This is a genomic window from Flavihumibacter rivuli (assembly GCF_018595685.2).
Classification (GTDB): domain Bacteria; phylum Bacteroidota; class Bacteroidia; order Chitinophagales; family Chitinophagaceae; genus Flavihumibacter; species Flavihumibacter rivuli.
Genome location: NZ_CP092334.1, coordinates 3942877 through 3962777, shown reverse-complemented (window position 1 = coordinate 3962777; position 19901 = coordinate 3942877). Strand labels below are relative to the sequence as shown.

General features: G+C 50.3%; 14 protein-coding genes and 1 riboswitch. Of the genes, 5 read left to right on the top strand and 9 right to left on the bottom strand.

What is annotated here, in order from left to right; translation table 11 throughout:
* Window positions 1-40: 40 nt before the first annotated feature.
* Genes KJS94_RS16805 through KJS94_RS16795 form a run of 3 tightly spaced genes read right to left on the bottom strand, consistent with a single transcriptional unit; the run spans window position 41 to window position 3647 of the window.
* A complete protein-coding gene (locus KJS94_RS16805) occupies window positions 41-838 on the bottom strand; it encodes a uroporphyrinogen-III synthase (protein ID WP_214449286.1) in 798 nt (265 codons plus the stop codon).
* Window positions 839-873: 35 nt separating this feature from the next.
* Window positions 874-1833 (bottom strand): DUF4271 domain-containing protein, encoded by a 960-nt coding sequence (locus tag KJS94_RS16800; protein WP_214449287.1) that lies wholly within the window; start codon window positions 1831-1833, stop codon window positions 874-876.
* Between the two features lie 56 nt (window positions 1834-1889).
* Entirely contained in the window at window positions 1890-3647 is a 1758-nt protein-coding gene (locus KJS94_RS16795; RefSeq protein WP_214449288.1) for a BamA/TamA family outer membrane protein, read from the bottom strand.
* A 48-nt stretch (window positions 3648-3695) separates the two neighbouring features.
* Here KJS94_RS16795 and hemW point away from each other — a divergent pair, with 48 nt between their 5' ends.
* Entirely contained in the window at window positions 3696-4823 is a 1128-nt protein-coding gene (gene hemW / locus KJS94_RS16790; RefSeq protein ID WP_214449289.1) for a radical SAM family heme chaperone HemW, read from the top strand.
* Between the two features lie 63 nt (window positions 4824-4886).
* Here the strand turns inward: hemW and KJS94_RS16785 are convergent, their stop codons facing one another.
* The 6 genes from KJS94_RS16785 to KJS94_RS16760 form a co-directional block, all read right to left on the bottom strand.
* Entirely contained in the window at window positions 4887-5258 is a 372-nt protein-coding gene (locus KJS94_RS16785) for a helix-turn-helix domain-containing protein (RefSeq protein WP_239804200.1), read from the bottom strand.
* A 255-nt stretch (window positions 5259-5513) separates the two neighbouring features.
* Window positions 5514-6551, bottom strand: a complete 1038-nt coding sequence (locus KJS94_RS16780) for an NAD(P)H-dependent glycerol-3-phosphate dehydrogenase (protein WP_214449291.1) — start codon at window positions 6549-6551, stop codon at window positions 5514-5516.
* 211 nt (window positions 6552-6762) lie between these two features.
* Entirely contained in the window at window positions 6763-8151 is a 1389-nt protein-coding gene (locus tag KJS94_RS16775; protein WP_214449292.1) for an efflux RND transporter periplasmic adaptor subunit, read from the bottom strand.
* Between the two features lie 31 nt (window positions 8152-8182).
* Window positions 8183-9652: a TolC family protein gene (locus KJS94_RS16770; protein ID WP_214449293.1), complete on the bottom strand. Its 1470-nt coding sequence runs from the start codon at window positions 9650-9652 to the stop codon at window positions 8183-8185.
* Between the two features lie 99 nt (window positions 9653-9751).
* Window positions 9752-10909 carry a trans-sulfuration enzyme family protein gene (locus KJS94_RS16765; protein ID WP_214449294.1) on the bottom strand — a complete coding sequence of 386 codons (1158 nt, stop codon included), beginning with the start codon at window positions 10907-10909 and terminating at the stop codon, window positions 9752-9754.
* Window positions 10910-10926: 17 nt separating this feature from the next.
* Window positions 10927-12255 (bottom strand): APC family permease, encoded by a 1329-nt coding sequence (locus KJS94_RS16760; RefSeq protein ID WP_214449295.1) that lies wholly within the window; start codon window positions 12253-12255, stop codon window positions 10927-10929.
* Window positions 12256-13789: 1534 nt separating this feature from the next.
* On the opposite strand from KJS94_RS16760, the gene KJS94_RS16755 reads away from it, so the two are divergent.
* The 4 genes from KJS94_RS16755 (at window position 13790) to KJS94_RS16740 (ending at window position 19896) form a co-directional block, all read left to right on the top strand.
* Window positions 13790-15817 (top strand): TonB-dependent receptor family protein, encoded by a 2028-nt coding sequence (locus KJS94_RS16755; protein WP_214448286.1) that lies wholly within the window; start codon window positions 13790-13792, stop codon window positions 15815-15817.
* 114 nt (window positions 15818-15931) lie between these two features.
* Window positions 15932-16133, top strand: a riboswitch (cobalamin riboswitch).
* Between the two features lie 126 nt (window positions 16134-16259).
* Window positions 16260-18203 carry a TonB-dependent receptor plug domain-containing protein gene (locus tag KJS94_RS16750; RefSeq protein WP_214448287.1) on the top strand — a complete coding sequence of 648 codons (1944 nt, stop codon included), beginning with the start codon at window positions 16260-16262 and terminating at the stop codon, window positions 18201-18203.
* A 50-nt stretch (window positions 18204-18253) separates the two neighbouring features.
* Window positions 18254-18865 (top strand): DUF6580 family putative transport protein, encoded by a 612-nt coding sequence (locus KJS94_RS16745; protein ID WP_214448288.1) that lies wholly within the window; start codon window positions 18254-18256, stop codon window positions 18863-18865.
* A gap of 92 nt (window positions 18866-18957) precedes the next feature.
* On the top strand, window positions 18958-19896 hold the full coding sequence (locus KJS94_RS16740) for an ABC transporter substrate-binding protein (protein WP_214448289.1): 939 nt from the start codon (window positions 18958-18960) through the stop codon (window positions 19894-19896).
* Window positions 19897-19901: the final 5 nt, after the last annotated feature.

The window sequence follows — 19901 nt, the reverse complement described above, 5'->3', positions numbered from 1 at the left end:
CAACCACAAGGGTTGTCTCGGAATCAATATTTTTTCTGGTTTATTTTTTCTTGGTCTCCGCCTGCAGGAACTGCTCCAGGGCTGCTACCATGGAAGGTGCCTGGGGGAGCGGTGCCTTGATATCCAGCTTCAACCCTGCTTCCTCAACAGCTTTAGAGGTGTTGTTGCCGAATGCCCCGATCCTGGTGCCATTCTGCTGGTAGGTGGGGAAATTATCGAAGAGGCTCTTTACACCACTGGGGGTGAAAAAACAAATGATATCATACTCGTGACCACCCATCACTTGTTTGATATCATTGCTGATTGTCCGGTACATAAAGGGAGTAGCGAACTCACACTTATGCGACTTGAGCCAGTTTACAATCTCATTATCCTGCTGGTTCTCAGAGCAGGGATAGAGGAAGCGTTCGTTCTCCTTGTGCTTATTGATCACATCGAACATGCTCTTGTTGGTGCCGTCTGCCCCATAGAACACCTTGCGCTTGCGGTAGAGGATGAACTTCTGGAGGTAAAGGGCCACCGCCTCGGTGATGCAGAAGTATTTTGTGTCCTGGGATACGCTGATCTTCATCTCCTCACAGATCCTGAAAAAATGATCGATCGCGTTCCTGCTGGTAAAGATCACAGCTGTATACTGGGCAATATCGATCTTCTGTTTCCTGAAATCTTTACAGGGAATACCCTCCAGCTTGATAAAGGGATGAAAATCAAGTGCTACGCCATATTTCCTTGCGAGTTCGAAATAGGGTGACTTGTCGCTTTCAGGCCTTGGCTGGGTGATAAGGATCTTTTTAATGGGCGCTACTGAAGCCCCTTTCTTCGCCTCGTTCTTTAGCATTTTGTTGAGCTAAATTTTCTTAAAATTAAAACCTTCTACACAAATTTCAATAACACCTTATAAATCAATAGTAATGGTGCTACCTCGAAGGCACAAAGGTATAAAAAAAAGTGGAAACGGCTAGTCCTGAACTCCCTTCTTATATAACCATAGGAACTGATGTACCGGTAAGCGAATATTCCTGCCACCAGGGCATAGCTGATGGTCATGGCTACCGTGGAGAGGTTCTGGCTGGAAAAGACTGCCACCATCAGCAGGGGAAGGAGGAAGATCGCCAGTACTTTATTGCACAGGAATACAATGAAAATATAGGTATCCGTGGTGGCGCTGATCCGGAGTGTCCAGCCCAGCATCTTCAACACAAAGAACTTACCCAGGTATACAAGGGAAAGCCCTGCCAGGCAATACAGGTATAACCACCAGAAGCCGGGTACATTTGCGGAATCCCATTCGGCATGGATCACCAGTGCCGCCAACAGCCCGCCTGTAGCAATGAAACATATATTCAGTAAAAGGGAAGGCAGCGGGTTCTGCAATAATTGTTCGCGCATTTGCTTCTGCTTGAGCGAAGCCCTGAAAAATACGGCGAAGAGATTGCTGAAATACTTCCCGAACAAGGCCTTCACCAGGGCCAGCAGCAACAATAGCCCTGCAAGGAGGTAAAACAGGGAATCCTTATCATTAACCCGTTTTTCCACCATGGTCCTGATCACCGGCTTCCCGTCAAAATTAAAATAGGGATTCTGGCCAAGCACTTTTTCGTATGTGCTACCCCGATAGTCGATCCGGGTTTTGGCAATTGCCGCCATGGGGGCAGCGGCAGTATCACGTGCTGTTACTGAAAGGGAATCAGCAGTTGCGGCAACAACACGCGCCGTATCTAAACGGGGTACATTCAGGGAATCACTTCGCTTAAGGGTATCCGTTACCTGCGCATGCAGGGCAAGGAAGGCGGTACAGCAAAGGGTCAGTAAAAGGGTAAAATATTTCTTCATGCGCAATGCAAAAATATCACCGCGGGCCATTTGGCGCTACGGGCTTTCCAGATTTCTCAGAAATAATTGACATAGCCCAGGTGGATCTTGGCCTGGCGGAAATTCATGGGCGCATCATCGCGCTTGCCGACACCCAGCGAAAGATTGAAAAAGCCCGCATTGGTCTCGAACGCAAGGCCTATGCCCGTGCCAAAGAACCGGTTATTATAGTTGCCCATACTGCTTTTATTGGTGGTCCATCCCGCATCGGCAAAGCCAAAGAAATAAGAGTTCATCCCCACCAGGTAGCGGTATTCAAGGGTGGTGACCAGGTAACGGGAAGCAAATATGCTTTCTTCGTCAAATCCCCTCAGGAGCTTATAGCCACCGATCTGGAACAATTCGTTCCTGAAAAGGTCCGGGCTCTGGATCCATCCGCCATTGGCACCCAATTTTATCGTTGACTGCCGGCCCAATTTCAGGAACCTGGCAAGAATGGCCCTGATGCGGAACTGGTAGGTGCTCAGGTCGATCGAGTCATAAAGGGAGCGCGGATCGAATGAAGGGTCCTTGATCTCGAGGATTGCATTGTTCTCCCTGATCTTCCTCGTGCCCGCCACCACTGAACCCTGCAGCTCCCAACCCCGCCTTGGGTTACGCCGGTAGTCCGTGGTCACCTGCTCGTAATCGACACCCAGGTTAAGGATGGTCACATCAATATCCTGTGGCAATTGCTTACTGGCCTTGATGGCGGCTGTATCTACCGTAATGAGGTTGGTAGACAATTGCTGGAAAAAGACCTTCCCTGTCTTCCTGGCCGAAACAGCGTACTGCGCCCCCAGCAGGAGGTTAAGGTTAAGGAAGGAGCTATCCTTTTTAAAAAGGTCGAACTGCGCATTCACGCCAAATGCACTGCCAAAAAGGTAGGGCTGCTGGTACAATAGGTTCAGCCGGGGCGACTGCACCTGGATCTGTTGCCAGTTCACCCCAATGGTCTCGCCATTGCCCAGGGTATTCCTGAGGTTCAGGTTGGCCTCACCTGTCACCAGCATCTTGTTGCCTTGTAACTGGTCATTGGAAGGCAGGAAGCCCACCAGCACATTGACCTGGCTGGCTTTTTTCTGCTGGAGGTAGAGATTCACCACTGCGCCATTGCCGCCAAATTTCAGGTCCCAGGGCTTCGCTTCCTCCAGGTAGGGCAATTCCCTTAACCGGGTCCTGATGGCATCGAGTTTATCGCGCTGGAACGGGCTTCCGTGGGGCAGGTCAAGGTAGCGGTGAAGGAAATTATCATTGATCTTTACATTACCTTCCACATGAAAGCTGTCGATCAGGTAGGGCAGCCCTTTCTCTATTACCAGCACACCACTCAGTTTATTCCCATCCAGTTCTACGCTATCCAAGGTTACCACGGCAAAAGGATATCCCCTGTTGGCAAGGAAATCAAGCAAGCGCTGCTGTAACTGTTCTACCGAACCGATGGTAAAGGATGAGGAGGACCGAACCGGCACCGAAAGGCCCGCCTGTTGCAGCATCCGGTCATCCAACCCATGAATCCTGAGCTTTCCCCATTCATAACGCTGGCCGACATAAAGATCTATCATTGTCTGGTTCTCCAGGGTATAGACAGTGTCCACCGATGCTGCCGCATAACCCTTCCTGGCCAGTAGCCCGGGAATTCCCTGAATGTATCGGGTGCATTCTTCCTGGCTGATGAATTCATTGGTCAGCCCAAGTTTCCTGATGGCCACCGAGTCCATATCCTTTCCCCTGATGACCAATTGGTGCTGGGCCATTAGCACCGCTGGCAGCAGTAACAATAGTAATCCGGCCAAATATCTGCAGGATCGTAATTTTGACGGATCAAAAAGACGAACCAAGAAGTGGCCGGCATTTATATTCATATCCCTTTCTGCAGGAAAGCATGTCATTACTGCAATTTCCATTTTTCCACCTTATTGCAAAACAAAAACGCAGTAGTGCAGGCTTTATTGAAGGAAATAGAATGGCAAAAGGAACAACTGCCGGGACAATCCATCCATACGGTCTATTTTGGGGGCGGAACCCCTTCCCTATTGGAAGCCCGTGAACTCGACAGCATCCTGAACACCCTGCACCGGCACTATGCCATTGCACCCGACACTGAATTCACGCTGGAAGCCAATCCCGATGATATTGACGCAGAACATTTGCACAACTGGTCTGTCATGGGCATCAACAGGCTGAGCCTGGGGGTGCAGTCCTTCCGCGACCAGGACCTGCAATGGATGAACCGCGCCCACAACGCGGGACAGGCACTCAGGTCTGTAGAGCTTGCCCTGTCATCGGGCTTCAGCAACCTGACCATTGACCTTATCTATGGCACTCCCGGCCTGAGCGACGAAGCGTGGGAAGCCAATGTCAACAGGGCATTTGAGCTAGGGGTGCCGCACCTTTCCTGTTATGCCCTGACGGTAGAGCCCAGGACCGCATTGGAACAAATGATCCGTAAGGAACAAATGGCCGATACCGACCCGGAACAACAGGCAAGGCAATTCCTCCAACTGATGGATTGGACAGCAGCGGCGGGTTATGAACATTATGAGATCTCCAATTTCGCCAGGCCGGGCTGGCGGAGCCGCCACAACAGCTCCTATTGGCAGGGGATCCCCTACCTGGGCTTTGGCCCGGGAGCCCATTCCTTTGATGGTAAAAGAAGGCGATGGAATGTTGCCAATAATGCACTCTATGTGCGTTCAATTGAACAGGGAACCATCCCCTTTGAAGAAGAGGAACTCACCCCGGTGAACCGGTTCAATGAATATGTGATGACCGCACTCAGGACGCTGGAAGGCATTGACCTGGAAAAACTCAGTAGGGATTTTGGGGAAGAAGCCCTTGCGCATACGCTCCATGAAATAAAGAAACACGAGGATAAGGGCCTTATCGTATCAACTGAAAGATCAATACGCCTTACAAGGGAAGGTAAGTTATACGCAGACGGGATTGCAGCAGACCTTTTCAGGGAATAACAGTCAAGAATAGTAACCATTGCCAGGAAAGCCCGTAATCAACAGGCTTTCCCGGCAATGGCATTAATGTACATTGTTCAATGAATTATCGAAGGCCTGCAACAGGCTCATCATAACGGGATAAAAATCGTGCTTCTGCGGATGGCGCTCCTGCATTTTCAATTGGAGACGCTTCAGCATTTCCACCAGGTTATCCCTTGATACACTTTCAATCGTAAGTTCTCCCGGCCTGTGGATCTCAAAATCGTCCCTCAACAGGTCGATCATGGACACTTCCAGTATCCTGGATATCTGTTTAACGTGCCTCACTGTAAGCTGGGTAATATTGTTTTCAATCTTACTGTAAGCATTCTGTGAGATTCCCATTTCCTTGGCTACATATTCCTGGGAATAATTCCTCATTTCCCTGAACTTTCTGATCGCAGAACCTGGCATAACTGGTTTTTGCCGAATATAACAGGAAGTTGTAAGAATTGTTGTATAAAACACATATTATCCGGTAGAAACCCTCTACAATTAATGAGATTTTAATGTGTTTGCTTGTTTTTCAACCACATGTAGCCTTCCCTAAATATTACAACCACTAGTAATACCAGGATGGTCACTGAGCCATATGGAAAGTAGGAGAATGGCATTTTGCCCTTTATATAAATATACGCGAACCGGCGGCCAGGGTTACCCCTTAAAACGTTAAATCAGTGTTTCCTCGATCAATTTGAATCCTTTTGAAGGGGAGAGCTGTTGCCAAAGGATACGATAGATGGTTTCGGCAATGGGCATATCGGCTTTTACCTCCTGGTTGATCACATACATGCATTTGGAGGCATTGTAACCTTCGGCAACCATGTTCATTTCCAACTGGGCGGACATCACGGAATACCCCTTGCCGATCATGTTCCCAAAGGTGCGGTTACGGCTAAACAGGGAATAACAGGTCACCAGGAGGTCGCCCATGTACACCGATGCCGCATAATTGGCCGCCTTCTTATGGGTCACAGGGTCTTCCCCATCATGGATACCCACCTCCACATGTTTAATGCCAACCTTCCTCAGGAAGCCAGCCATTTCATCGGCGCAGTTGGCGATCAGCACACTCTGGAAATTGTCCCCATATTCGAGTCCATGGGCAATACCTGCACCCAATGCATAGATGTTCTTAAGGACCGCAGCATACTGCACCCCTATCACATCTTCATTCACAACAGTATTGATATAATAACTATTGAAGCATTCTGCTATGCGCGCTGCCTTTAACTCATCCAATCCGGAGAAGGTCAGGTAAGAAAGTTTTTCATTGGCCACTTCCTCTGCATGACATGGCCCCATGATGGTAAAATAATTGCCCAGCTCCACACCATACTCACGCTCCATGTATTCGTTAAGGAGAATGTTTTGCTCAGGCAGGATGCCTTTTACAGCAGACACCACCCATTTATCCCTGAAACAATCCCTGGGTAGCGAACCAAGGGTATCCACCAAATAGGCCGAGGGAACAGCAATGATGATGCAATCACTGGACTCCACCACCTCATGGATATCCGTACTGATCATCAACTTAGAAGTATTGAAGGTGGCGGAAGAAAGGTATTGCGGATTATGCCTGCGAAACATCAGGTGTTGCCTGATATGGTCATTACGCACCCACCAATGGAGTGCATGGTCGTTATCTGTTACAATCTTGGCAAGCGCAGTGGCCCAGCTGCCACTCCCGATGATCCCTAACCGCATGCGGAATATTTTCACAAAACTAAGGAATAGTCGTTAGTCTGGAGTAGACAGCCATCAAGCTTCCGCCAACATGTATAAATAGTGAAAGCTGTGCTTTAACCTTGTAGATAGCACCTACAAGGGCAAAAGCACAGCTTTCCAGTTACAAATACCGTTCACCCTCCTGCAGCGATCAAGCCCTTTGGCATAAACCGCAAACCAATGGGACTACTTATTTTTTCTTTGTTTCAAATAATTCTTCCTTCTTCACCACCTTAACCTTATCACCTTTCTTCAGGGTCTTACTGATCAGTGAATAAGGCCCGGTCACCACTTCATCGCCTTCCTTCAAACCAGACAGGATCTCGATGTAATTGATATCCTGGATATCCGTCCTCACTTTCACCCTTTCCAGTGTCATCTCAGGGCGCTTCACCACAAACACTACTTCATCCAATTCATCGCTGATGGAACGGCGCTCTTCCTCTTCGTTATTTTCCTCTTCATTTGACTTGATGGAGGTCTTGGTTTTGCTGACAGAAACATCTGAATCCTTCTCCCTTGTGGTCACGGAATTGATGGCCGTTGCCAACACATTCTCATGGCGCTTGGTCTGGATATCCGCACTGGCGGTCATACCGGGACGGAAAGGAAAATCCTTTGGCTTGGCCGGATCCAGCAGGTCTGCGTAAGATTCGGGCAGGAGCCGGATATACACCTTATAGTTCGTAACATCCGTTGAGGCCGCAACTGAGGTAGCAGTACCGGAAGCATTGCTGCTGCTGGCAATCTTGGTAACAATACCTTTGAATTTCCTGTTGGTATAGGCATCAACTTCCACCAGAGCAGAATCACCAAGATGTACTTTGGGGATATCATTCTCACCCACATCAACCCTCACTTCGATCTTGGACATATCAGCGATGCGCATCATTTCCGTACCGGCCATCTGTGCCGTTCCTACCACGCGCTCCCCTTTTTTCACAGCCATAAGGGATACCACACCACTCATGGGAGCAACTATGGTCGTACGACCAAGGTCCTTATTGGCCCTGGCCAGGTTGGCCATGGCGCTTTCCACTGCAGCCTGTCCACCACGAATACCCTGCAGGGCAGCATTGTAATTCGCCTTGGCAGTATTGTAGGCATTCTCCGCCTGTTCAAACTCGGCCCTGGAGATCACTTTCTCCTCCATCAGTTTTTTCTGACGGTTGTATTGGGCCTCCGTTTGGTTCAATGCTGACTTCAATGCATCCAGCTGAGCCTGGCTATTCTGAACGGTTGCCTCTTGTTGCTTCACTTGTGCCGCAACCTGGTCGCGCTGGGTAACATAGATATCGGCAAATATGCGAGCCAGCACCTGGCCTTTGCTAACGCTATCCCCTTCATCCACCATCAGTTCAATGATCTCACCGGAAATATCAGAACTCACTTTTACTTCAACCTCCGGGTAAACCTTACCGCTGGCATTCACTGTTTCAATGATGGTCTTGCGGGTAACTTTCTCAGTGGTCACCTTGGTGCCTTCTTCCTTGCCAATGATTCCTTTCTTCTTCAGCAGGAAAAGTGTACCTACCAATACAGCAACACCGATCAGCACATATATTAACTTCTTATTCATAACAAGAGCGGGATTTAGAGCAGTTTAGAGGTTATAGTTTAATTCCTTGTCCTTTATAGAACTCCAATACTTTCATCCGGAAAACATAATCATATTGGGCATTGGCCATATCGATCCTTGACCTGGTCAGGTTGGTTTGACTGGTGATCAGCTCAAGGGTGGACAAAAGTCCCAGGCCATACCTTTTGGTGGCAAAATCATAGGCCTTCTGGGCCGCATTGAAGCTGGTCCTGCTGGCGTTGTATTTCTGAAGGGCAGCCACCGCATTATTGTAAGCTGTATAGATATCCTGCTTCAGTTTTTGGTTGGCCTGCTCAATAACCAGTTGCTGGTTCTTCACATTCCACTTGGAGCGTTCGTAATTGGTCTTCGCCTGGTAGCCATTGAAGATGGGTACACTCAGGACTATCCCAACACTTTGGCGGAAGTTCTCATCCAGCTGGGTCCCCCAACCACTCCACATTTCCCCGAATGATTTCTTTTCCTGGGTGAACTGGATATTGGGATTTTGCACCGGGATAAAGGCACCATTGATATTCACCGCCTGCGCTATGGCATTGGGGGGATTGTAACCCAGGAACTTGGCATCGGTTATCTTCAGGTTTGAATTGGCGAAATTGCTTTGCATGCTTCCAAACGCGGAAATGGTTGGGTACAACTGGCCCCTGGCTGACTTTGAAGTGTATTCAAGGGAACGCAGGCGCAATTCATTGGCCTTCTGCGCAGGCTGGTTCTTCATGGCCAGTTGGAAAACCAGTTCAGGTTGCAATTCAGCAATGGGGTCAACGGGGATCCTTTCCACATCTGGTGTGGCGATCTCAAAAGGCTGGCCTGCATCCAGGTTCAGGAGCGCTTTCAGGTTGAGGAGGTTCTGCTGGTAGGTCGCTTCAGCTGAGATGATATTGGAGCTATCCCTTGCTGCCTGGGCTTCCAGGTCAACGGCATTCAATTCGGGAACTGTGCCTGCATCCACCCGCTTCCGGGTATCTGATAGCTGATTGCTGGTCTGCTCAAACTGTACCCTGGCAATATTGATCTGCACCTTGGACAAAAGGGCCTGAAGGTAGGCCGTTGCCACATTCAGGGCAATATCGTTCTTGTTCCGCTCCACATCCGCCACGGCAGCATCCAAACCATATTTGGCCGATTGGATAGCATTGGTCACCCTATTCCAGTTGAAGATGGTCACATCGGTATTGAACTGGAATCCCTGGAACAACAACTGCTGGTTGGTGAACAGATTGGTGGTAGGGTCAATGGAACGACCAAACTGGAAACCGGTATTGGTAGAGAAATTGCCATTGGGTACCCTGGTCAATTTGTTCTGGTGATAGGTCAGGTCAGCGATCCTCGCCTGCACATCTGATTGACGCACGGAAATATTATTGGCCTGGGCATATTCCACGCATCGCCTCAGGTCCCATACATCCTGTGCAAACAGGGGGGAACTCATCAATGCGCATAGGACGGCCACAAAAGAAATCCTCTTATTAAACTTCATGTAATACAGTTAATTGGAATACCCCGGAAGGGTAATAAAGGGTTAAAATTAAACAATTCAGGGCCATGCTTGCTTCCGGTCATATAATTATCAAGTGCATTATCCCGAGAAACCCTGATCCAGGTCGGCAATGATATAGTCCGCGGCCTCAAGGCCGATATACAACCTGATCATCCGGTGGTCCTCCCGATCCGACCGGAAATGCTCCGGTCGGATACCGGCACATTTGGGGATGATCAGGCTCTCATGGCCACCCCAGCTAACGGCCATCATGATATGCTGCAGGGATTCGCAGAACCTGACGATCTCCTGGCGACTATCTGTCCTGTACACGATGGTGAGCAAGCCAAATGCATTCCCCATCTGCTTTTTAGCAAGTTCATACTGCGGGAAGGAAGGGTCCATGGGGAAGATCACCTTCTCTACTTTGGGATGTTGCTTCAGGTAGGCCAGTACTTTTTCGGTATTGGCAGCTACCTGTTGCAAGCGGATGGGCAGGGTCCTTAATCCCCTGATCAGGAGCCAGGCATTGAAGGGCTGGATGCCACTTCCAATGTTAAGGTATTCACTGTCGAATATCTTTTTCATCATAGCGGCTGACCCGGCAATGACCCCGGCCACTACATCACTATGACCGCCTATGTATTTTGTAGCAGATTGAAGCGAAATATCGATCCCCAACTCCACCGGACGCTGGAACAAGGGGGTGCAATAACTATTGTCGCAGATGGTCACGATGCCACGGGGCCTGGCAAGAGCGGCCACCGCCTTAAGGTCCTGTAACTCATAGGTCCAGCTATTGGGCGATTCCAGGTAAATAAGGCTGGTATTGGGCCGGATCGCATTTTCAAAATTGGCGAGGCTGGTCCCATCAATGTAGGTGGTGGTCACATTGAACCTGGGTAAAACCACATCAAACATACGTTGGGCCCAGGTATAGGGCTTGCGGACGGAAATAATATGGTCGCCGGATTTGATATTGGCCAGAACGGCAGCAAAGATCGCGGCGGCACCACTGTTGAATACCAGTGCGTCTTCGGCACCGTCGAGCGCAGCCAGTTTCTTGCGAAGGATATCGACAGTGGGATTGATCCCCCTGCTGTAGAGATAGGTGCTCATTTCATCCTCAAAAGCTGCAGCCAGTTCTTCTACCTTCCTGAAGGCAAAATTGCTGGTCTGGACAATCGGCGGGGAAACAGCATTAAAATAGTCAGCCCTTTCTTCCCCTAATTCGTTCAGGATATATGACAGGTCCATAGTTTATATTTTAAAAATCATGATTTCCGCTGCCCTTTCACCGCCAGGAAATAGACCAGGAGGAAAACAGCAAAAACAACCAGGCCGGTAATCGCCAGGTTGGGTGTGTCAAGGAAAATATTGGTTCCAACAAAAAGATAGGTGCTGATAAAGACCAATGGCAGTAACGGGTACAGCTTCATGCTGTAGATACCGGTATTGTCGAGGTGCTTTGTTTTGCGCCGAAGAATAAAGATGGTTGCGGCAGAAGTGGCCATACCAATGGAATCGAGGAAGATGGTAAAGCCCAGGATCTTGTCGAAAGTATTGGCGAAGAACAAAACAATGATACAAATGGCCGAGAAAACGGTCAGGCTTACGGTGAGTACGTCACGCTCCTTATCCTTCCTGGCAAAGGCCTTAGGAAGGATACCATCCTGGCTCATGGCATACATGACACGGGGATTGCTCAGCAGCAATACATTCACATAGGCTAGGACGGCCAGGAAAAGCAGGATGGTAAAGATGGTCTTGCCAACCGGCCCGAACATCCGCTCTGCCACTACGGCTGCAATACCCTTGGTGGTCTTCAGTTCCTCAAACCCGATGGCTTTCACATAAGCAATCTGCACCAGTAAATAGAGGGTGATGATGCAAAGGATACCAATGAAGATGCCACGGGGAACGGTCCTTCTTGGTTCATGCACTTCCTCCCCGAAATTGATGCTTTGCTGGTAACCTCCATAGGTAAACGAAACGGCCACCAGTGCCAGGCCAAATGATTTGACATAGTCCATGGTGGAATGCTTCACTGCTACCAATGGGGCCAGGTCGCTGCTTGTGGCAGAAGGAAAGAAAAGCGAACCGATCAGCACCAGGATCATCCCGATCTTGATCATCATGAGCACATTCTGGGTTTTGGAACTCAGGCGCAGACCGGAAAGGTTCACTAGGTAGAAGATGAGGACGGCCACCATGGCGATCAGGGCTTTCACAAAATCGGTTGGTGGTTCAGTAAAGACCAGCTGGGAAATGTATTCACTCCCGATGAGGGCCACGCCCGACAGGGAGGCAGCATTGGAGATCAGGATGATGCAGTTGATGGCAAAGGCGATAGAGGGATGGTAACATTCAGCGAATATCTTGTAGTAGCCACCCGTTACCGGAAATCGCGAGCCGATCTCCGCATAGGTCAATGCACCACAAAGGGCTACCAGGCCGCCGGCGATCCATGCGGCGAAATAGACTTCAGTGTTCAGGGCAGCCCTGGCCGAATCGGTCGCGGTACGGAAGATCCCCATCCCAATGACCAGGCTGATGACGATCATGGTCAGGTCAAACAATCGCAGTTGGTTTTTGGAACTCATTAGGGAAAGATAATGAATCTGGCAGGTTGGGAACTTTCGGGTAGGAGTTTTTTTGGGGATGTGCCGTTACCGTTATTGTGTCGCATGCCCCTACCCCTCGCCTCCGTTGGGTCTTATGACCAATGGGATATTGAAAACCTGTAGAAAGTGGAGTTGTTTCACGCAACGACACAAAGAAGCGCAACGACGCACCGCGACAGCAAAATCGAAGCGCAGGCTGCAGAGGCGGGTTTGCTTTTGAGGGGTTCTCAAGACCGCAACGTTTTGGCTGCGCCAAAGCTTTTCGATTTCATTAGTAACGCACATTCTTTCTCCCCATTTTCACCCCATCAGGGTCTCCCGTAGGGGACCCTGATGAATAGTAGGATGGCGGCTCAATGGTGTTCTTGAATAATGGGCTGGGGTATATAACCCTTGTTTCACGCAACGACACAAAGAAGCGCAACGACGCACCGCGACAGCAAAATCGAAGCGCAGGCTGCAGAGGCGGGTTTGCTTTTGAGGGGTTCTCAAGACCGCAACGTTTTGGCTGCGCCAAAGCTTTTCGATTTCATTAGTAACGCACATTCTTTCTCCCCATTTTCACCCCATCAAGGTCTTCCGTAGGGGACCCTGATGAATATAGTAGGATGGCGGCTCAATGGTGTTCTTGAATAATGGGTTGGGGTATATAGCCCTTGTTTCACGCAACGACACAAAGAAGCGCAACGACGCACCGCGACAGCAAAATCGAAGCGCAGGCTGCAGAGGCGGGTTTGCTTTTGAGGGGTTCTCAAGACCGCAACGTTTTGGCTGCGCCAAAGCTTTTCGATTTCATTAGTAACGCACATTCTTTCTCCCCATTTTCACCCCATCAAGGTCTTCCGTAGGGGACCCTGATGAATAGTAGGATGGCGGCTCAATGGTGTTCTTGAATAATGGGTTGGGGTATATACCCCTTGTTTCACGCAACGACACAAAGAAGCGCAACGACGCACCGCGACAGCAAAATCGAAGCGCAGGCTGCAGAGGCGGGTTTGCTTTTGAGGGGTTCTCAAGACCGCAACGTTTTGGCTGCGCCAAAGCTTTTCGATTTCATTAATAACGCACATTCTTTCTCCCCATTTTCACCCCAGCAGGGTCTCCCGTAGGGGACCCTGATGAATAGTAGGATAGAAGTTCATCGGGGTTCTATAAGCGAAAAATCACTGAGGCAAGAACGGTTGACACTGCAATTGGCTGACTTTTATAAGCTGTTGGTGATAACACACAACAGCGGCGCAGCATATAATTGCATCGCTACCATCAACGGCGCAGATCACTTTTGCCCGCCCCCGTTGTGTCTTATGACCAACGGGCAGTTGGAAGATGAGATCAACTGGTTGACGAAAACAATATTTCACCTATTAACATCGGGGTCCCCTTCGGGAGACCCCGCTGAGGTAACAAAAATCAGGCTTCGTCGACCGAAGCTTCAGCGCAGGCGGATCACATCTCCACATTTTCACCTTCTCACATCCTCTCATCTCCCTCCCGCTTCCCTTAATTTCGCTTCATGAAATCCTGGTTACCGATCGCGTCCTTATTGCTTACCGTTAAAGCCCAATCCCAAACTGCTGCCGATACCCTCAGGCCGGATAGCGTCATTGTATACGGATTCGCGCAGAACAGCACCATCCGAAAGGCCTCCGGAGCGGTGGCGGTACTGGCCAACCGCGACTGGCAACGGTTTTCACCGGCATCGGTACTGTCGGCCATCAATACCCAGGCCGGCGTAAGGATGGAAGAAAGAAGTCCCGGCAGCTACCGGCTCGCCATCAGGGGGAGCTCTGTTCGGTCACCCTTCGGCGTTAGGAATATCCGCTTTTACCTGGGCCAGGTACCCTTTACCGATCCCGGCGGCAATACCTACCTCAACCAACTGGCACCCGAGCTATTCGGGCAACTGGAAACCTGGCGGGGACCGGCCGGCAGCCAATACGGGGCAGGAACAGGTGGGGTCTTGCTAATGGCCCCTTCCACGCTCGACTCGGCCCATCTCTCCATCCAGTTGCAAGCCGGCAGCTACGGGTTATTCCAGGTTGCGGCAAAGGCACAATTCAATACAGGAGCCACCCATCACCAGTTACTGGTAAGCCACCAGCAAGCCGACGGCTACCGGCAACAATCGGCCATGCGCAGGGAAATGCTTAGCTGGACAGCCACCACCAGGCACCATGAAAAAGCTACCCTCTACAGTACCATCCTGTTGGGGGACCTGTTCTATGAAACACCGGGTGGACTAACCCTGCAGCAATACCAGAAGGATCCCTCGCAGGCCAGGCCTGCTGCCGGCGCCTTCCCCTCGGCAGTTGATGCAAAAGCATCCATCCGCCAGCAAATGATATGGGCGGCCCTAAGGGAGGAATGGAAGATCAGTAATCAATGGACCCTCAATGCCTCCATTTATGGAGCATACAGCAGTATAGCCAACCCTTCTATCCGCAATTATGAAAAACGCTCAGAGCCCCATTTGGGTGGAAGGATGGTTTTCGATTATAGTACAACGTTAGGAAAGGGGAAACTTCAATGGTTGACCGGTATGGAATACCAGCAGGGCAATTTCAGGGTGAATGTTTACCGCAACCTGGGTGGCGAAGCCGGTGCGTTGACCACGGCCGACAAGGTCGATCCCCGCATCCTGCTGGCCTTCTCTGAACTCAAACTCGCCTTTGAAAAGGGCTGGTCCTTTTCTGCAGGGGCAAGTATTACCGACAACAAGGTAAGGATCACCCGCACCACCGAAACACCTGAATTCCGGTTTACCAGCAATTACCGCAATGAATGGTCTCCACGCTTCACCCTTGCCAAAAACTTTCGGAACCTTACTGCCTATGTACTGGCAGCAAAAGGCTTCTCCCCACCCACTACTTCAGAGTTATTGCCATCCACCAGCGTGATCAACACCTCCCTGCAAGCCGAATATGGCTGGAATTATGAAGCAGGTTTAAAAGGAAGCTTCCTGGGGTCCCGGCTCTATGCCGATATCAGCTTCTTCCATTTCCGGCTGACCAATGCTATTGTCCAACGCAGGGATGCCAGCGGGGCTGATTATTTTGAAAATGCCGGAACAGCCACCCAGAAAGGGATCGAAGCAAGCCTCCGTTATGCGGTCATCCAAAACAGGCATTCAACCCTGCGTGCGCTGCTGGCCTACACCCATCATCCCTTTACCTATGACGAACTGAAGCAAGGCGCCAACGATCTTTCCGGAAAGTCATTACCAGGGGTCCCCCGGAATAACCTGGTGGCCGGCCTCGATTACAGCCTGAAAAGGTTTTCAGCCATCCTTAACTGGCAATACACCGACCCCATTTGGCTGAACGATGCCAATAGCGAAAAAGCTGCTCCCTACCAATTGTTATCCGCCCGCCTTGGCTATAAACTGGGAATGGGTAAACAGCAATGGGAGGTATTTGCCGGGGCTGATAACCTCTTTAACCAGACCTATAGCCTCGGGAACGATATCAATGCCGCGGCAGGCCGTTACTACAATGCAGCAGCCCCTCGCAACTGGTTTGCCGGCCTGCGCTTCAGCCGCTGACCATTCATCGCAAAAGCCTGGCAGGAAAGGATTTCCTGCGAAACCCTGAGTATAGCCGTGCAGGTAATCCACCGCCCTGTTAATAATTTTTTGGCAGGGCAATGCGCAAGCCATTACTTTTGCCCCGTATTCGGTTCCCGTACCAACCCGGGATTAAAAGGGAAGACCGGTGTAAATCCGGCGCTATCCCCGTAGCTGTAAGCTCTCAGGACGTTATTGCTCCTGCGCTGTTGATCTCCATGCCACTGTTAGCACCTAACGGGAAGGCCATCAACAGAGAGTAAGCCAGAAGACCTGCCGCATACATCATTCATTCATGGCTTTCGGGAGAAAAGCACGGAATGAGGCTAGTCCTTCTTTACCGGGATTCGCGATTACCGGCGCAAGGGATCATCTTCATTTCATCATTATTTTCCGGAAGCAGTCACCAAAAATTAGCGACATGAAAAAGCATTGGTTGCTGGTGGCTGCTACGATGTATGGCAGTCATCTATCGGCACAACAGGACAGTTCAAAAGGAAAGACCCTTGAAACGGTAGTGGTTACCGCGAACAAGATCCCCCAGAAACAGAACACCACAGGAAAAGTATTAACCGTTATTGACCGAAATACGCTGGAACGCAACAGTGGCAGGACCCTTGCCCAACTGTTGAATGAACAATCCGGCGTGATCGTCAATGGTTCCCAAAATCCATTGGGTACCAACCAAACCATCTACCTCAGGGGCTCCAGCGCAGCCAATACGCTGATCCTTGTGGATGGCATGCCGGTCACCGACGGCTCCGGCTCCACCAACGAGTTTGACATCAACCATTTCAACATCGACCAGATAGAAAGGGTAGAGATCCTGAAAGGGGCGCAGTCTACCTTGTATGGATCAGATGCTGTTGCCGGCGTGATCAATATCATCACCAGGAAAAGCTTCAATGACAACCCGGGTGTATTTCGCGGTTCCCTGGCTGCAGGATCCTTTGGAACCATCAAGGGCAACATGGGCATTAACGGTGGTTTTGGCAGCTGGTCCTATGACCTCAACTACAGCCGCACCCATTCCGACGGTTTTTCTGCCGCCCAAGATGCCAGCGGCAATAAAGGCTTCGACCGCGATGGATTTGACCAGGGCATGTTCAATGGTTCGATCCGTTACCAGGCCACGAAAAACTGGACCATCAGGGCTTATTCGCAGATGGGCCATTATAAGGCAGACATCGATGATGCCGCCCTGCAGGACGACAAGAACAATACTATCCGCAACAGCAATAAACTGTTCGGCCTGCAAACCTTCCACCAATGGGCAAAGGGAAGCTTTACTTTCAACACCAACTACAACCAGCTGGAGCGGAAATACGATGACCCGGTGAATGATCCTGCCGGCCCTAACGATTACGATCCATTCAACGGAACGTATAAGGGACAATCCTTCTTTGCCGAAGCCTATGTGAACCTGAAGCTAAGGGAAAAATTATCCCTGCTGGCCGGTGCCGACTACCGCTGGAACAGTGCAGATATCAATACCCTTTACGGATCTTTGGGTTCCGATAGCCTGGTGAGCAGCATGCTCAGCACTTATGCATCACTGTCTCTCCAAAACACCCAGGGATTTGGCGCCGAACTTGGCGGAAGGTTTACGCAGCACAAGGACTTTGGGGATGTAGCAACCTTCTCATTCAATCCCTATTACAATATCAACAAGACCTTCAGGGTATTTGCCTCTTACGGAACTGCATTCCGTGCACCATCCGTTTACCAGCTGGCGTCGGAGTATGGCAACAGGAACCTGGAGCCGGAACGCAGCAAGCAGTGGGAAGCAGGCCTGCAGGTCAGCACCAATAAACCTTCTGGCACATTAAGCATCAGTTACTTCGACCGCCAGGTGAAAGATGTGATCATCTTTGCCCCCATTGCCAATCCGCCTTACGGACAGTACCGCAATGCTGATGACCAGCACGACAGGGGACTGGAGCTGGAAGGAAGCTGGCAGCTCACCAACAAGTTCACGGTAAAAGCCAACTACACTTATGTAGATGGCAAGATCACGACCAATGCTTCAGGCAAAGACACTTCCTTCTTCAACCTGTACCGCAGGCCAAGGAACAGCGCCAACCTGAATGCCGCTTACCAGTTCAGCCCTAAATTCTATGTAAGCCTTGGCTTCAGGTGGGTAGATGAACGCCAGGACCTCTACTTCAATCCTGACAACTTCGCAACAGAAAAGAAGACACTGGATGCTTACTATAACGTAGATGCCTATGCGTCCTATCAAATGGGCAGAAGGTGGAAGCTGTTTGCGGACCTGAGGAATATCACCGACAGGCAGTACTTCGACCTGTATGGCTACAACAGTCGCCGCTTCAACTTCATGACCGGCGTTCAATTCAATTGGTAAACCCTTTCCGGTGCCGCATCCCGTGGCACCGGCAATCAAATTCAAAAAAGATGAAACCTGTTAAATCTTCCCCACAGCTTACCTACCTGCTGTTTTTCATGGCCATCGTTGCGGCCATGCGCATCCCCAATGCCGCGCAACTGACCCCGCTCAGCAACTTCACCCCCATTGGTGCCATGGCATTGTTTGGAGGAGCCTATTTACGGCCGGCCTGGAAAGCTGCATTCTTTCCTTTATTGACCTTACTGGTCAGCGACCTGGTGATCAACCTCATGGTGTTCAATGGACAATACGGGGCCATGTATAGCGGCTGGTATTGGATCTATGGGGCATTTACCTTGATCGTCCTCATTGGCAGGGTGGCCCTGAAGAGCATCCGCCCCTTGCATGTACTGTCTGGCGCTATTGCCGGCAGCCTATTGTATTGGATGGTCGTTGACCTCGGTGTATGGCTGGGTGGTGGTACCGACCTGCGCACCATGCAACCATTCAGCCGCGACTGGGAAGGGCTGATGCAGTGCTACCTGCAGGGCTGGCCATTCATGAAGAATTTCCTGGCAGGCACTGTAGGCTATAGCGCGCCGCTGTTTGGGGCAATGCAAGCTATGACCAGCAAGGCCAATAAAGCCACCGACAATAAAGCTGAGGTAAACTGCGCTTAAGCAGGCTTCCCATAAAAGATAGCGTACCCTTTAGTGCTTTGCAATTGAGCAAAGCACTAAAGTTATTGCACAACACATCAAACCATCAAGCCATGACCCGTTGTTCATCATTCCTGCCGGCTGCCACCCAGATGATCTATGATATGGGACTGGACAACCACCTGGATGGGATCACATTTGAATGTCCGGCCATTGCGCAGGAAGAAAAAAACGTAGTGGTAAGGTGTATCCTCGAAGGAAAGGAATACAGCAGCGAGGAGATCGACAGGATCTTCTCCGCCTCTAAGGCCTCGGGAAAAAGCCTTTACTATGTGGAATCGGAAAAACTGGAAAGCATTGCACCGGATGTAATTTTCACCCAGGACACCTGTGAAGTTTGCCAGATAGATACAGCCTGCACGGCATCCGCGGTTGCTGCCTTGAGCAAGCAGCCGGAACTGGTACCCCTCAGTCCCAACAGCCTGCAGGATGTCTTTGAAACAGCCATCACCATTGCCCGTGCACTGGGAAGGGAAGAATGCGCCTACGCCTATCTTTCAGGTCTGCAGTCCAGGATGAATGCGCTCCTTGACAAGCAGCGCGCTCATCGCCTGCTGCCCAGGAGGGTGAGCCTGCTCGAATGGATGGAACCCATTTACAACTGTGGCCATTGGATACCCCACCAGGTGGCATGGGCAGGAGGCATTGATATGCTGAGCAACCCATCCGGCGACAGCATCGTGATCCCCTTCGATAAGATCAGGAAGTATGATCCGGAAGTATTGGTCATAGCCCCCTGCGGATTTACTGTGGAGCGCTCCATCCAGGAAATTGGGAAGCTCACCAATTTACAAGGCTGGGAAGATCTTTCAGCTGTCCGCAATGATGAGGTGTATATAGCAGACTTCGATCTTTTCACCCAGCCCAGTGCATCAACCCTTGTTGATGGTATTGAACTGCTGGCCTCCTGTTTCCATCCGCAGTATTTTGAAGTGCCTGCACACCTGGTGCATAAAGTGAAAAAACTGGCATTGACCTCACAACTTACATAACGAAC

Excerpts from the sequence above, each read along its gene's own strand:
- KJS94_RS16785 (WP_239804200.1), bottom strand. The coding sequence starts at position 5,258 with ATGCCAGGTTCTGCGATCAGAAAGTTCAGGGAAATGAGGAATTATTCC.
- KJS94_RS16760 (WP_214449295.1), bottom strand. The coding sequence starts at position 12,255 with ATGAGTTCCAAAAACCAACTGCGATTGTTTGACCTGACCATGATCGTC.
- KJS94_RS16805 (WP_214449286.1), bottom strand. The coding sequence starts at position 838 with ATGCTAAAGAACGAGGCGAAGAAAGGGGCTTCAGTAGCGCCCATTAAA.
- KJS94_RS16740 (WP_214448289.1), top strand. The coding sequence starts at position 18,958 with ATGACCCGTTGTTCATCATTCCTGCCGGCTGCCACCCAGATGATCTAT.
- KJS94_RS16745 (WP_214448288.1), top strand. The coding sequence starts at position 18,254 with ATGAAACCTGTTAAATCTTCCCCACAGCTTACCTACCTGCTGTTTTTC.
- KJS94_RS16800 (WP_214449287.1), bottom strand. The coding sequence starts at position 1,833 with ATGAAGAAATATTTTACCCTTTTACTGACCCTTTGCTGTACCGCCTTC.
- KJS94_RS16750 (WP_214448287.1), top strand. The coding sequence starts at position 16,260 with ATGAAAAAGCATTGGTTGCTGGTGGCTGCTACGATGTATGGCAGTCAT.
- KJS94_RS16775 (WP_214449292.1), bottom strand. The coding sequence starts at position 8,151 with ATGAATAAGAAGTTAATATATGTGCTGATCGGTGTTGCTGTATTGGTA.
- KJS94_RS16765 (WP_214449294.1), bottom strand. The coding sequence starts at position 10,909 with ATGGACCTGTCATATATCCTGAACGAATTAGGGGAAGAAAGGGCTGAC.
- KJS94_RS16755 (WP_214448286.1), top strand. The coding sequence starts at position 13,790 with ATGAAATCCTGGTTACCGATCGCGTCCTTATTGCTTACCGTTAAAGCC.
- KJS94_RS16780 (WP_214449291.1), bottom strand. The coding sequence starts at position 6,551 with ATGCGGTTAGGGATCATCGGGAGTGGCAGCTGGGCCACTGCGCTTGCC.
- KJS94_RS16770 (WP_214449293.1), bottom strand. The coding sequence starts at position 9,652 with ATGAAGTTTAATAAGAGGATTTCTTTTGTGGCCGTCCTATGCGCATTG.